Annotated in this window: 19 protein-coding genes; 17 read left to right on the top strand and 2 right to left on the bottom strand. The window is 25.0% G+C overall.

Going from position 1 to position 14,364, the window contains the following annotated elements:
• Positions 1–74: 74 nt before the first annotated feature.
• From AACK86_RS04705 to AACK86_RS04655, 12 genes are all read left to right on the top strand, one after another.
• Positions 75–431 (top strand): hypothetical protein, encoded by a 357-nt coding sequence (locus tag AACK86_RS04705; RefSeq protein ID WP_338981666.1) that lies wholly within the window; start codon positions 75–77, stop codon positions 429–431.
• A 200-nt stretch (positions 432–631) separates the two neighbouring features.
• Positions 632–1,054, top strand: coding sequence for a 30S ribosomal protein S16 (gene rpsP, locus AACK86_RS04700; protein ID WP_338981665.1), 423 nt, complete (start codon positions 632–634; stop codon positions 1,052–1,054).
• Between the two features lie 13 nt (positions 1,055–1,067).
• Positions 1,068–1,319 (top strand): KH domain-containing protein, encoded by a 252-nt coding sequence (locus tag AACK86_RS04695; RefSeq protein WP_338981664.1) that lies wholly within the window; start codon positions 1,068–1,070, stop codon positions 1,317–1,319.
• Positions 1,319–1,825, top strand: a complete 507-nt coding sequence (rimM, locus tag AACK86_RS04690) for a ribosome maturation factor RimM (protein WP_338981663.1) — start codon at positions 1,319–1,321, stop codon at positions 1,823–1,825. Before AACK86_RS04695 ends, rimM begins: the two co-directional genes overlap by 1 nt.
• A 23-nt stretch (positions 1,826–1,848) precedes the next feature.
• Positions 1,849–2,583 (top strand): tRNA (guanosine(37)-N1)-methyltransferase TrmD, encoded by a 735-nt coding sequence (gene trmD / locus AACK86_RS04685; RefSeq protein WP_338981662.1) that lies wholly within the window; start codon positions 1,849–1,851, stop codon positions 2,581–2,583.
• A gap of 24 nt (positions 2,584–2,607) precedes the next feature.
• Positions 2,608–2,979, top strand: a complete 372-nt coding sequence (gene rplS / locus AACK86_RS04680) for a 50S ribosomal protein L19 (protein ID WP_338981661.1) — start codon at positions 2,608–2,610, stop codon at positions 2,977–2,979.
• A 52-nt stretch (positions 2,980–3,031) separates the two neighbouring features.
• Positions 3,032–3,904: a ribosome biogenesis GTPase YlqF gene (gene ylqF, locus AACK86_RS04675; RefSeq protein ID WP_338981660.1), complete on the top strand. Its 873-nt coding sequence runs from the start codon at positions 3,032–3,034 to the stop codon at positions 3,902–3,904.
• Positions 3,905–4,003: 99 nt separating this feature from the next.
• Positions 4,004–4,456, top strand: coding sequence for a transposase family protein (locus AACK86_RS07845; protein WP_338982632.1), 453 nt, complete (start codon positions 4,004–4,006; stop codon positions 4,454–4,456).
• Complete coding sequence (locus AACK86_RS07840) at positions 4,441–4,833, top strand: transposase family protein (RefSeq protein ID WP_422398306.1); 393 nt, start codon at positions 4,441–4,443, stop codon at positions 4,831–4,833. Before AACK86_RS07845 ends, AACK86_RS07840 begins: the two co-directional genes overlap by 16 nt.
• 256 nt (positions 4,834–5,089) lie before the next feature.
• Positions 5,090–5,848 (top strand): DNA-processing protein DprA, encoded by a 759-nt coding sequence (locus tag AACK86_RS04665; RefSeq protein ID WP_338981659.1) that lies wholly within the window; start codon positions 5,090–5,092, stop codon positions 5,846–5,848.
• An 89-nt stretch (positions 5,849–5,937) separates the two neighbouring features.
• Positions 5,938–7,902: a type I DNA topoisomerase gene (topA, locus tag AACK86_RS04660; RefSeq protein WP_338981658.1), complete on the top strand. Its 1,965-nt coding sequence runs from the start codon at positions 5,938–5,940 to the stop codon at positions 7,900–7,902.
• 56 nt (positions 7,903–7,958) lie between these two features.
• Complete coding sequence (locus AACK86_RS04655) at positions 7,959–9,386, top strand: NADP-dependent glyceraldehyde-3-phosphate dehydrogenase (RefSeq protein ID WP_338981657.1); 1,428 nt, start codon at positions 7,959–7,961, stop codon at positions 9,384–9,386.
• Positions 9,387–9,579: 193 nt separating this feature from the next.
• On the opposite strand, the gene AACK86_RS07835 is transcribed toward AACK86_RS04655, so the two are convergent.
• Together AACK86_RS07835 and AACK86_RS07830 are read right to left on the bottom strand one after the other, a co-directional pair.
• Positions 9,580–9,963: a transposase family protein gene (locus AACK86_RS07835; RefSeq protein ID WP_422398375.1), complete on the bottom strand. Its 384-nt coding sequence runs from the start codon at positions 9,961–9,963 to the stop codon at positions 9,580–9,582.
• Positions 9,948–10,406: a transposase family protein gene (locus AACK86_RS07830; protein ID WP_422398230.1), complete on the bottom strand. Its 459-nt coding sequence runs from the start codon at positions 10,404–10,406 to the stop codon at positions 9,948–9,950. Before AACK86_RS07830 ends, AACK86_RS07835 begins: the two co-directional genes overlap by 16 nt.
• A 97-nt stretch (positions 10,407–10,503) precedes the next feature.
• Between AACK86_RS07830 and AACK86_RS04645 the strand changes: the two genes are divergently transcribed.
• The 5 genes from AACK86_RS04645 to AACK86_RS07820 all read left to right on the top strand — a co-directional run bounded on the left by AACK86_RS04645 (position 10,504) and on the right by AACK86_RS07820 (position 14,262).
• A complete protein-coding gene (locus tag AACK86_RS04645; protein WP_338981655.1) occupies positions 10,504–11,268 on the top strand; it encodes a hypothetical protein in 765 nt (254 codons plus the stop codon).
• Positions 11,269–11,277: 9 nt separating this feature from the next.
• Positions 11,278–13,050, top strand: coding sequence for an ABC transporter permease (locus tag AACK86_RS04640; RefSeq protein ID WP_338981654.1), 1,773 nt, complete (start codon positions 11,278–11,280; stop codon positions 13,048–13,050).
• A 27-nt stretch (positions 13,051–13,077) separates the two neighbouring features.
• Positions 13,078–13,356: an ATP-binding cassette domain-containing protein gene (locus tag AACK86_RS04635; RefSeq protein ID WP_338981653.1), complete on the top strand. Its 279-nt coding sequence runs from the start codon at positions 13,078–13,080 to the stop codon at positions 13,354–13,356.
• Between the two features lie 76 nt (positions 13,357–13,432).
• Positions 13,433–13,885: a transposase family protein gene (locus AACK86_RS07825; RefSeq protein ID WP_338982632.1), complete on the top strand. Its 453-nt coding sequence runs from the start codon at positions 13,433–13,435 to the stop codon at positions 13,883–13,885.
• Positions 13,870–14,262, top strand: coding sequence for a transposase family protein (locus AACK86_RS07820; RefSeq protein WP_422398306.1), 393 nt, complete (start codon positions 13,870–13,872; stop codon positions 14,260–14,262). Before AACK86_RS07825 ends, AACK86_RS07820 begins: the two co-directional genes overlap by 16 nt.
• Positions 14,263–14,364: the final 102 nt, after the last annotated feature.

Here is a 14,364-nt window from a genome sequence, read left to right as displayed (position 1 = left end):
AATTACCTAGTAATTTTTAATCATTATCGGATGCTAGGGGCATATTTAAAGAATTTACTACTAATCAAGCGTTCTTGTTTGATGCGAATGCTAGTAATAAATTAATTAATTTAAATAAAAAATTTGATACTTTTAAGCGCTTATCGGATACTACGGGAATATTTAAAGAAAACTTGCAAGGAAAAGCGTCCTTTTTTGATAATAATAAGTTAAGTAGTTTCAATGAAACTGTTATTAATTTTTGACGCTTATCAAATACGAGAGCAATAATTGGTGATAGTAAGCAAAAATCGTTATTTTTTGATGGTGCTGCTAATAATAAAATAACTAATTTAAATAAATTACCTAGTAATTTTTGATCATTATCGGATACTATGGGTATATTTCAAGAATTTGGAACTAATCAAGCGTTCTTTTTTGAATATAAGTAAAGTTTAATTAAAAATAATTTTTCATCAATATTTACTATTGAATAGTAAATCTTTTTTATAAAAATAAGTTATTTTTTTAAGTAGTAATAATATTTACTGTTAAGTAAACTTGCTTGACATATATATCGATTAACGATATTATTAATTATGGTTTAAAAAGATAACTAAACCAATAATAGTGAGAGGAGTACTTATATTTTATGGTTAAATTAAGACTGAAAAGGATGGGAAAAACTAAACAACCTTTTTATCGTATTGTTGCTATTGATTCTCGTATTAAAAGAGATGGTGAATATATTGAATTAATTGGAACATATGATTCTTTAAATAATTCGTTAAAAATTAATAAAGAATTAGCTTTAAAGTGATTAACCGTTGGTGCTCAACCAACTGAAACAGTTCGTAGTTTATTTGCAAAAGAAAAAATTATGCAGGCATTTCATGAATTACGACAAAAAAATAAAGCAAAGAAATCAACAGCAGAGAAAAAGGTGATTAAAAAAGAAGTTTTAGCTAAGGAAGTTAAAAATAAAGTAAATGATGATAAAAGTAGTAATTCTGAATCAACAGTTAAAGTTTCAAAAAAAGTAAAGGTTATTGATGAAAAAAATTCGAGAGAATAAATGGAGTTAGCTAATGATGAATTACATTAATACTGTTAAAATATTAATTAGTCCAATTGTTAAAGATATTAATAATATTCAAATTAGAATGTTAAATGAAAATGACAATGAATTAGAAATTCTTATTATGACTAGTGATAGTGATTTCGCAAGATTAATCGGTAAAAAAGGATTAATTATTGATTCGATTCGTCGTTTAGTTAATGTTAAGGCATCAAGAGAGCAAAAAAGAATTAAAGTATCTTTAGAGGCTTTTAACGAATAATGAAGTTTGTTAAAATTGGTAAGGTTATTAATACTCATGCTTTGAAGGGCGAAGTAAAGATTAGATGTTTAATGCCTAAATATGAGCGATTTTTTGATGCTAATAATGATATATATTTTTATGATTCTAATAATTATACTTATGAAATATTAACAGTTGTTAGTTCTAGAAGTCATAAAGGTGATCTTTTAGTTAAATTTAAAAATTATGATTATATTAATGACATTTTATTTTTAAAGACTCAAGATTTATTTCAACTTAGTAATAATCCTCATTTAGTAAATGATGATGAAGTTGAAAACTATATTGGATTACAAGTTATCAATATTGATGATAATTCACTTATTGGTGAAGTGATTCATTACTTTATTACTAAAGCGCACGGTGTTTTTGTTATTCAAACAGTTATTGGTGAACAAAAAATGTTGGCCGATGTTTCACAGTTTATTATGAATATTCTTTGAGAACAAAATACTGTTTATGTTAAGTTAATTAATAATTGATAAATTATAAAGGAGGCAAGAAATTAATGACAACAATTCAAATTATCACTTTATTTCCTGAACTCTTTGTTAGTTTTATTAATACATCAATTATTAAGAATGCTGTTAAGAAAGAAAAAGTAAAGTTTAATATCATTAATCTTCGTGATTTTGCTATTGATAAGCATCAACAAGTTGATGATTATCAATATGGTGGTGGTAATGGTATGGTATTAATGGCACCAATTGTAGTTGCAGCGATAAATTATGCTCGTGAGCAAATCCCTAATAGTCAAGTGATTTTATTATCGCCACAAGGAAAAACATTTAAGCAGGATATTGCTACTGAAATGGCTAGTAGTAATAATTCATTAATTTTAGTTTGTGGTCATTACGAAGGTTTTGATGAAAGAATTAGAGATTTTGTTGATATGGAAATATCTATTGGTGATTATGTTCTTAGTGCTGGTGAAATTGCCAGTATGGTTATAAGTGATGCTGTTATTCGCTTATTACCAGGTGTTATTCAAGAAGCATCACATCAAAATGATTCATTTACTAGTAAGTATTTAGATTATCCTGTATTTACTAAACCATTAGTTTTTAATAATCAACAAGTTCCTGATGTCTTATTATCAGGTCATCATAAAAATATTGATATTTGAAGAAAACAACAAGCGTTTTATAATACATATAAAAAGCGACCAGATTTAATTGATTTAAATCAATTAACACCACAAGAGCAAATTTGAATTGCTGAATTAGAAAAAGATAAAAAATAAATAATAATGGAGGGAGCAATTGTTATGAATATGCAATTAGATCGACAAATCACTGAACAACAACTTCGTACTGATATTCCAAAATTTAAATCTGGCGATACAGTAAGTGTTGCTGTTGAAATTAATGAAGGTAACAAAAAACGAACACAAGTTTTTACTGGTTTAGTTTTAAAGCGTCAAGGGTCAGGTATTAGTTCTAGTTTTACCGTAAGAAAACTTACTGGTAGTACTAGTGTTGAAAGAACTTTCCCTTTACATTCACCGCTAATAAATAAGATTGAAGTTTTAAAAATTGGTCGTGTTAGAAGAGCGCGATTATACTATATGCGTGATCGTATTGGTAAAGCCGCAAGAATTAAAGAAGTAGTTAGTTCTAATAAGAAAAATAAGGCATAATAATTAATAAAGGTAGAATTTGCCTTTATTTTTCAATTAAGGAGACATATTAATGGAAAAGTTAAATATTAATTGATTTCCAGGTCATATGGCAAAAGCTATTCGCTTGATGAAAGAAAAATTAGCATTAGTTGATTTAGTAATTGAACTTCGTGATGCGAGAGCCATTAACTCTAGTATTAATCCAATTATTCAAGAATTGTTTAAAAATAAACCACGAATTATTATTTTCAATAAAAAAGATTTAAGTGATATGAAAGTAAATCAAGAATGAATGGCATTTTTAAAAAAAGACCCGTTAGTTAAAGTAGTATTAACTAATTTATTAGTTGATCAACCCAAAAATGAAATTATTTTGTTAATTAATCAATTATTGAAAGATAAAATTAATCATCAAAAATCTCGTGGCATTCCAAATTGACAAATTAAGGTGATGATTATTGGGATTCCTAATGTCGGCAAATCACGGTTAATTAATAATTTAGTTAAAAGAAAAGTAAGTAATGTTGCTAATCAACCAGGAGTTACGAGAGGGATTCAATGAGTCAAGTTAGCGCAAAATATTCATTTACTAGACACGCCGGGAATTTTGTGACCTAAACTTGATGATCCACTAGTGGCAATGCATTTGTCATTAATTGGAGCTATTAAAGAGCAATTATTACCATTTATTGATATTAGTTACTATGCGTTTAATTTTTTAGCAAAACATTATCCTCATATTTTAAAGGAACATTATGCACTTATTATTCAATGAAAACAAGATATGCAAACTAAAGAAATGGATTGTTATTTTTTACAAATGGCGAAAGCAAATAATGTATTAGGTTCTTCTGAACAACAAATTATTCAAATGATGACAAATTTTTATTATGCTTTTACAAAAGGAACAATTAAAAATATTTCCTGAGAAAGACCGAAATAATAATGGGGGCGTATTAAATAAATATTGACATTAGACTTCTTGCGATACCTTTTTTATTAAAATATTCTTATAAAATATAATTTATGAGGATATCAAAATATGAACAATAATAAATTTAATACTCTTAATGATAAAGAATGGTTAAGATTAACAGGAATAAAAAAATCCACTTTTAATAAAATGTTAGATATTTTACAAGTAGCTGAAATAGAAAAATTTAAAAAAGGTGGTAAAACTAATAAATTATCACTAGAAAATAGATTATTGATGACTTTATCATATTGACGAGAATATCAGACTTATTTTCATCTTGGTAAAAATTTCGGAATTAGTGAAGCTAATTGTTATCGGAATATCAAGTGAATTGAAGATATTTTAATTAAAAACTCTGATTTTCAACAACTTGCTGGTAAAAAAGCACTAATAAATGATTATTTTAATGATAAAACTATTATTATTGATGCTACCGAAACTCCAATCCAACGCCCAAAAAAAGACAAAAACAATCTTATTCTGGTAAAAAGAAAAAACACACCATTAAAACACAAGTAATTATCGAACAAGAAACCAGAAAAATTATTGCAACAAGTTTTTCACTTGGGAAAAAACATGATTATGCTTTATTTAAAGAATCAAAAATCCCAATTTTAAAAAATACCAAATTAATAGTTGATAGTGGTTATCAAGGAATACAAAAAATTCACAATAATGTTCTAATACCTACAAAGAAAACAAAGAAAAACCATTTAAATAAAGCACAAAAACAACATAATAGACTAGTTTCAAAAATGAGAATTATTATTGAAAATATTTTTGCTATTCTTAAAAAATTTAAAATTATGACAGAAAAATATCGTAATCGTAGAAAAAGATTTGGTTTAAGATTTAATTTAATTGCCTCAATTTATAATTTGCAATTATTAATTTAACATAAAAGATTTATTTAAAATTAAAGAATTTAAATAATAAATTCATTTTTTGTTGTGGCAAAATATTAATTTTTTAGATAAAAGACATAATTAATTAAAATTATATTTTTCTATTACTGTCTTTTTACAAACATTTGTAATTTTTTTAATAGGTTATGCAAGAAGTCTATTATATATGTTAATAAAAATAAATATTTTGTTAAAGGAAATTACTTATTTAATAACAAAATATAATAACAGGAGGTTCATAATAATTATGGAAAAAGTATTATTATATTTTGTTATCAAATACAATGGTAATTGAGATAAAGTATATGAAGCATTGGATAAAAAGGAAAAAATTGCGTTGGAAGAATTGCAAAATATTGAAGATAAAATTACTTGTCAATATTTAACAATTTTAAGTTCACAATATCCGGCTGGTTTAAAAACAATTTACAAACCACCGTTTGTAATTTATTATGAAGGAAATATTGATTTATTAAAATATTCTCAAAAAATTATTGCTGTTACGGGTTCAAATGACCCTAATGTTTATATTAAAAAAGTTGCTAAGGATATGGTTCAACAATTAGTTAACTATCAAAAAATTTTAATGACTTCATTTAATGCTGGGGTTGAAATATTAGTTCATCAATTAATTAAAGAAAATAGTATTTCTGGAAATAGTGTGGTTATTATTAATGATAGTAATAATTATGATGAAAACCAACAAGAATTGCTTTTGTATCTTAAAAGATATCATTTAGTAATTAGTGAATATCCGTTTAATATGACAAGAGAAAATATTAGTCCAATTGATAGTAATGTTCAAAGAATTTTATTAGGATTATCAAAAGCATTATTGGTATTACCATTTGCTGATGAAAAAATTGTTCATTCATTAGTAGATACTGCTTTTAATGAAAATAAAGATGTTTTTGCAGTTCCTAATCAAATTTATGAGAACTTTGCTACTAATAATCTTATTAAAAATAGTGCTAAATTAGTGCAAACTATTGATGATATTTTATAAACTTGATAAAGTCTTTAAAATGTACTAAAATATTGCCGTATTTATAAAAATATTGAGAATCAAAAGATTCTTTTAAGGAGTAAAGTGTTATGAGTAAAAATGTTGTTATTATGGAGTCGCCAACGAAAACTAAAGCGGTACAAAAGTATCTTGGAGATGATTATACTGTTGTTTCTTCCGAGGGACATATTACCAATTTAGCGAATAAAGGTGAATATTATTTAGGGATTGACTTAGAAACATTTACTCCATATTATCGAATTGAAACTAAGAAAAAACCACTTGTTAAGAAGTTACAAGGTTTAGTAAAAGATGCCGATAAAATTTTTCTGGCAACTGATCCTGATCGTGAAGGAGAAGCAATTTCATATCATTTAAATGAAGTTTTAAAAATTCAAAGTAAATCCGTTCGGGTGAGTTTTAATGAAATTACTAAAGATATTGTTATTGAAGCATTTAAAGTACCAAGACAGTTAGATATGAATTTAGTTCATTCACAAGAAGCAAGAAGAATGATTGATCGGATGATTGGTTTTCGGTTAAGTAAGTTATTGCAAAAGAAAATTCGTTCAAAATCAGCAGGAAGAGTTCAGTCAGTAGCTTTAAAACTTCTTGTGTTGCGAGAAAAAGAACATCAAGTTTTTATTCCCGAACAATATTGAACAATTGAAGCTTATTGAAAGCAACATATTTTAAAATTAACAAAATATTTAAATAAGAATATTGAGATTAAAACTGAAGCAGATTCGCAAAATATTATTAAAAATTTAAGTAGTAAATATAAAGTTATTGATATTCAAGAAAAACCTCGAATTAGACAAGCAAATAATCCTTATACTACTTCAACAATGTTACAGGATGGATCATCGCGATTAAATTTTGCTGCTAATAAAACATCCTTATTAGCACAACAATTATATGAAGGAATTGATATTGATGGATTGTTAACAGGATTTATTACTTATCCAAGAACTGATTCAATTCGTTTAAGTGATAAATTTGTTAGTGATACTTTTGCTTTTATTACGGAATCATTAGGTAAAGATTATTTAGGACAAGTAAAAATTACTAAAAAGAAAAATAATGTTCAAGATGCACATGAAGCAATTCGGCCAACAGATATTTTAATGACTCCTGAGAAGGCAAAAAATTATTTAGGTAAAGATCAATTGCGACTTTATAAACTAATTTATAATCGGGCAATGGCATCATTAATGGCTCCAGCAAAAATTACGGGGAAAACTATTATTTTGAATAATAATGATTATGAATTTCGGTTGACAGGACAAACAATTTTATTTTTAGGATTTTTAAAATATTATCAAAGTGATGAGGAAGATAATATTAGTATTAAATTACCAGCTTGAAAAATTGGTGATATGGTAAATATTAAAGATATTAAGGCATTGCAACATTGAACCAAACCAAAAACACGATATAGTGAGGCACGATTAATTAAAACATTGGAAGAATTAGGAGTGGGTCGACCTAGTACTTATGCTCCAATTATGAGAACTTTGCGCGAACGAGGATATGTTTTATTTGAGAATAAGGCTTTAAAAGCTAGTGAAAAGGGAATTTTAACTAGTGATAAACTACAAGAGTTTTTTCAAGATATTATTAGTGAATCATATACTTCACAAGTAGAATCACAATTAGATTTAATTAGTCACGGTGAAAAAGATTATCAAGAGTTAGTTGGTTCTTTTTGAGAAAAATTTGAACCTCGTGTTGAAGAAGCTTTTGAAAAAATGGTAGAAGTTGCGATTGAAAAGACGGGTACTAAATGTCCACGGTGTGATAATGATTTAGTTTATCGTTTTGGAAAGTATGGTAAATTTATTGGTTGCTCAACATTTCCGAAATGTCGTTATATTTCATCATTAAATCCAGTTAATTTAGGATTTTGTCCACAATGTATTGAAGGTGAAAAAGTTATTAAAGTTAATCGTCGTAATCAAAAATTTATTGCTTGTAGCAATTATCCTGAATGTGATTTTGTTGAATCATATGAGCAATCCAAAGATGAAACAGAAAAAGCAACATTAGAATAATTAATTTTTCTGTTTTTAAAATTAAAAACGATATAATTATATTTAGAGGTGATAAAATGGAAAAAGGTCAAGCATTAATTAATGGTAGGTTGCTTTCTTCTACAAATGTTATTGAAATTACAAGTCCAAACACATTAGAAGTAATTGGTAGTGTTCCTGCTCTTTCGTTAGAAAATATTAATGATGCGTTTTTGGCAGCTAAGAATGTCCAAAAGCAATGAGAGGGATTATTAATTAATGAAAGAATTAAGTTTATTGAACAATGAAAGCAGTTAATTATTGAAAATACTGATGTGCTTGCTAATTTGATGGTCTTAGAAATTGCTAAAGGTAAAAAAGCAGCTATTTCTGAAATTAATCGCACAATTGAATATATTGATTTTACTGTTAATGAAGCATATCGTATTTATCCTGAATCATATACAGGTGATGCTTTTAATGTGAAAAATAAGTTGGCAATTTTTTCGCGAGTTGCTAAAGGAGTTGTTTTAGCAATTTCACCTTTTAATTATCCTGTTAATTTATCGTTAGCAAAAATAATTCCGGCATTAATTATGGGAAATACAGTGGTTTTTAAACCAGCTTCACAAAGTTCTTTAACAGGATTATTTTTAGTTAAGTTAGCATTTGATGCTAATTTTCCTGCTGGTGTCATTAATGCGGTTACAGGTAAGGGCAGTGTTATTGGTGATAGTTTAGTAACTAATCCAGCAATTAATGTTATTTCTTTTACTGGTTCTGATGTTACAGGAAAACATATTACGAAGATTACTAACAAAGTGGATATTATTTTGGAATTAGGTGGTAAAGATCCAGCCATTGTTCTTAAAGACTGTGATCTTGTAATGACGGCTAAAAAAATTGTTAAAGGAGCATTTAGATATTCAGGTCAAAGATGTACTGCTATTAAAAGAGTTTTAGTTGATAATACGATTGCTGATGAATTGGTATCATTAATTAAAGTTGAAACAGAAAAATTAACAGTTGGAAGCCCGAATGATAATGCTGATATTACGCCAATTATTGATATGAAAACAAGCGATATTCTTCAAAAATTAGTTGATGACGCGTTAGAAAAAAAGGCATCGTTAGTTTTAGGAAATACTAGAAAAAATAATTTGTGATATCCAACAATTATTGATAATGTTACTAAAGATATGGATATTGCTTGGATTGAACCATTTGGACCGGTGTTGCCAATTATCAGAGTAACATCAATTGATGAAGCGATTACGCTTGCAAATGGTTCTAAATATGGTTTACAAGCATCAATTTTTACTAATGATATTGATATGGCGGTTAAAATTGCTAATCAATTAGATGTTGGTTCAATTAACATTAATGATGCTTCCCAACGCGGACCAGATTATTTACCTTTTTTAGGAATTAAAGATTCAGGGATGGGCGTACAAGGGATTCGCGAAGCATTATTATCAATGACCCGACATAAAGGCATTGTTTTTAATTGAAAGGCAGACAAATAATAACAAGAAATTTAATAATGATATTAGACTTCTTGCATAACCTATTAAAAAAATTACAAATATTTGTAAAAAGACAGTAATAGAAAAATATAATTTTAATTAATTATGTTTTTTGTCTAAAAAATTAATATTTTGCCACAACAAAAAATGAATTTATTATTTAAATTCTTTAATTTTAAATAAATCTTTTATGTTAAATTAATAATTGCAAATTATAAATTGAGGCAATTAAATTAAATCTTAAACCAAATCTTTTTCTACGATTACGATATTTTTCTGTCATAATTTTAAATTTTTTAAGAATAGCAAAAATATTTTCAATAATAATTCTCATTTTTGAAACTAGTCTATTATGTTGTTTTTGTGCTTTATTTAAATGGTTTTTCTTTGTAGGTATTAGAACATTATTGTGAATTTTTTGTATTCCTTGATAACCACTATCAACTATTAATTTGGTATTTTTTAAAATTGGGATTTTTGATTCTTTAAATAAAGCATAATCATGTTTTTTCCCAAGTGAAAAACTTGTTGCAATAATTTTTCTGGTTTCTTGTTCGATAATTACTTGTGTTTTAATGGTGTGTTTTTTCTTTTTACCAGAATAAGATTGTTTTTGTCTTTTTTTGGGCGTTGGATTGGAGTTTCGGTAGCATCAATAATAATAATAATAGTTTTATCATTAAAATAATCATTTATTAGTGCTTTTTTACCAGCAAGTTGTTGAAAATCAGAGTTTTTAATTAAAATATCTTCAATTCACTTGATATTGCGATAACAATTAGCTTCACTAATTCCGAAATTTTTACCAAGATGAAAATAAGTCTGATATTCTCGTCAATATGATAAAGTCATCAATAATCTATTTTCTAGTGATAATTTATTAGTTTTACCACCTTTTTTAAATTTTTCTATTTCAGCTACTTGTAAAATATCTAACATTTTATTAAAAGTGGATTTTTTTATTCCTGTTAATCTTAACCATTCTTTATCATTAAGAGTATTAAATTTATTATTGTTCATATTTTGATATCCTCATAAATTATATTTTATAAGAATATTTTAATAAAAAAGGTATCGCAAGAAGTCTAATAAATCAGCATTATTTAAAGATTTTTATATGGATAATAAAATTGAATATGAGAGTATTGATAGTTTTTGAAAAGAAAATCAGTGAATGCGTTACCCATTAAGCACTCATAGTGCTCAAAACAAATATAATCAACTTTATAATGAAACTGGTACTACATCAAAGATATTATTTGATGATTTGTTAGAAAATGATACAACTATTAAATATCAAGATACTAGTAATCCTTTACATACTTTTAGTATTGATCAAGTAGCGTTAGTTCCAATGATTATTGCTGGTTTGCCTTTAAAAGGTTTAGTAAAAAAACCTGAAAATAATGTTATTTTAACAATTACAATGACACTACCAAAATTAATTTTTAAACAGCATTTAGAACAAATGACAAAAATTATTGCGGGATTCTTTTTTGAATATCAAATTAAATGAGAAAAAGATGATATTACACTTTATGTTAATGATGAGACTTTTCAAAAATTATTAAAAAATATGGGGAAAAATATCCAAGGAATTTATGATATTTTAATAAATGATTTCAAAAATACAGATTTTGTCACAGATGATAGTAATTTAAAAAATAAAAAGTTTACTCTTCAAGCTGCTGAATGTGAAAAATGTGCTTCTAATGTAAATAATGATGATATTATTTATGATTCTGAGAATAATGTGATTTTTTTAGCAATTGATAAAGATAACAGATGAGATTTTAATTTTATGTATCCTGACAAATCTTATTTTTATGTTAAAGGTATTTTTAAAAATAAATCTTTAAAAATTATTAAAAAGGAAAAATAAGTTTATTTAATGACTACAATAAATAATAAAAATAGTTCATACTTATCAGTTTGTTTATTTGCGATTTTTAAAGTTAGAAAAATGTTAGCAGTATGATTTTTATTAATCGTTTCATTAATAATATTTACAGTATTATTAGCGTTTATCTTTTTTAGTGCTAATAATGTTAATGCTGTTATTATTAATTTTCAATATGGCGTTTTAATTTTTACAAACATTATTTTATTACTATTTATTTTGCTAATAATAATAAAGATTTTTGGTCGCGAATTTAGTGATGGGACATATTTATTATTAATTTCGCGCCCTTATTCACGATTACAAATATTTATTTTGAAAGTATTAACAATTTGATTTTTAATTTTAGTTTTTATTATTAATCTGGGATTTGTTTGAATTTTAATTCAGATTATGGCATTAATTGGTAATAAAAATGATTTTAAGTTATCTTTTCAAAAATTAATATTAGAACTTTTTCTTTTTTCAATCTTTGTATCTTTTTTGGCATCTAGTGGTATTATTTTTATTGCCACATTTTTGAGTTTGCAAACGGTATTATTAATTGGTTTTATTTTCTGTAGTTTATTTTTATTAGGGGGAATGCCATGTTCTTTAATTTCTACTATTGCTAATAGCATTGAAATTAAATTTAAAGATAGTCAACAACGGTATTCAATTGCTAAAATTAAGGAAACATTATTATTTAAAGAAAAATTAGCACAGCAACAAATTGATTATTATCATATAACTAAAGCAATATATGACTTTTATAGTAAAGAAAACATTCGCGATTTAAATGCAATTATTTCTGGCTATGATAATAAGGAACTTAAAAGACAACGCTTAGAATTTTATCAAAATATTTTACATTTAACTAAAATGAAAGAAGTTAATTTTAGTAGTAATGAAGTTAATAAATGGTATGGATTTTACAATGGCAGAGAAATTAATGAAATAATAAAAGGGAAATCTAAATCTAAAATTAGTATTAAATTAAAAATGCCATACTTTTTTAAAACTTTAAATGAGTTTGAACATAATACCCAAGAACATCAAGAATTGACATTAATGACAAATTATTATTTAAAAAATGTTAAATTAGATTTATTAATGAGTTTTAAATTAGGCAGTATTTCTTCTTTAATATTATATGATAAGACAGAAACTTATTTTCAACTTGATAATGATTCTTATAAGGAAACTTTAGGAGATAATTTTGATCCAACGGAAATATTTCAAGAGTTATTTAAACTTAATAAATCAGGTATTGAAATTACTAACCCAATGTATGAAGTAAATGATAGTAATTTTTATAAAAATTATGAAGAAGTTTTTAATAATCCAGTTTTATATGTTTTAAAAGAATTAGAAAATAATATTATTAAGAAAATTGTTGACTTAAAAATAATAACTACTAACAAAATTGATAGTAGTGAGGCAACTAATGGTTATGGATATAACGCTTATTTATCATTAATAAAAGTGTATTGTGTACTTTCAAAAATTAATATTATTGAACATATAAATCAAATATGGACAAGTAGTATTAGATATAATAGTTATTGATTTGAAATATTACAACGAAGTTTTATTGATTTTAGTAATCAAAAAAATTACTTAATGATTTATTCTGATTTTGCTTTACTTAAAGATGAGAATGAACTTCTTGTTCGGAGTGCACATTTTATTAATGTTAATAGTTTATTAATTTTCTATCTTACTTTAAGTTTATTTTTTTTATTACTTGCTTATTTATTATTATCAAGAAAAGTTATTACTTAAATGAGAAATAATAATTAAGGAGTAAAAATGGCATATAAAATTGAAGCAAAAAATTTTACTAAAAAATTTAAAAAAAACCTCATTGGCCCTTTTAATTTAAAAGTAAATCTCGGAAAAATTCATGCAATTATTGGTTTATCTGGTAGTGGCAAAACAGTTTTTATTAAATCATTAATTCGTGGAATTAATTCATTTAAAGGAATAGTTAATATTAACGGTGAAAGCAATAAGAATATTAAAGTAAAACATAGTATTGGTTATGTTCCTGAGTTTATTACTTTTCCTGAAAATATGACATCATATTAATTTTTACATTAGACTTCTTGCGTACCTTTTTTATTAAAATATTCTTATAAAATATAATTTATGAGGATATCAAAATATGAACAATAATAAATTTAATACTCTTAATGATAAAGAATGGTTAAGATTAACAGGAATAAAAAAATCCACTTTTAATAAAATGTTAGATATTTTACAAGTAGCTGAAATAGAAAAATTTAAAAAAGGTGGTAAAACTAATAAATTATCACTAGAAAATAGATTATTGATGACTTTATCATATTGACGAGAATATCAGACTTATTTTCATCTTGGTAAAAATTTCGGAATTAGTGAAGCTAATTGTTATCGCAATATCAAGTGAATTGAAGATATTTTAATTAAAAACTCTGATTTTCAACAACTTGCTGGTAAAAAAGCACTAATAAATGATTATTTTAATGATAAAACTATTATTATTGATGCTACCGAAACTCCAATCCAACGCCCAAAAAAAGACAAAAACAATCTTATTCTGGTAAAAAGAAAAAACACACCATTAAAACACAAGTAATTATCGAACAAGAAACCAGAAAAATTATTGCAACAAGTTTTTCACTTGGGAAAAAACATGATTATGCTTTATTTAAAGAATCAAAAATCCCAATTTTAAAAAATACCAAATTAATAGTTGATAGTGGTTATCAAGGAATACAAAAAATTCACAATAATGTTCTAATACCTACAAAGAAAACAAAGAAAAACCATTTAAATAAAGCACAAAAACAACATAATAGACTAGTTTCAAAAATGAGAATTATTATTGAAAATATTTTTGCTATTCTTAAAAAATTTAAAATTATGACAGAAAAATATCGTAATCGTAGAAAAAGATTTGGTTTAAGATTTAATTTAATTGCCTCAATTTATAATTTGCAATTATTAATTTAACATAAAAGATTTATTTAAAATTAAAGAATTTAAATAATAAATTCATTTTTTGTTGTGGCAAAATATTAATTTTTTAGATAAAAGACATAATTAATTAAAATT

The organism is Spiroplasma endosymbiont of Eupeodes luniger, from assembly GCF_964019525.1.
Lineage (GTDB): Bacteria > Bacillota_I > Bacilli_A > Mycoplasmatales > Nriv7 > Nriv7.
This window is presented reverse-complemented; position numbering and strand designations above follow the sequence as displayed.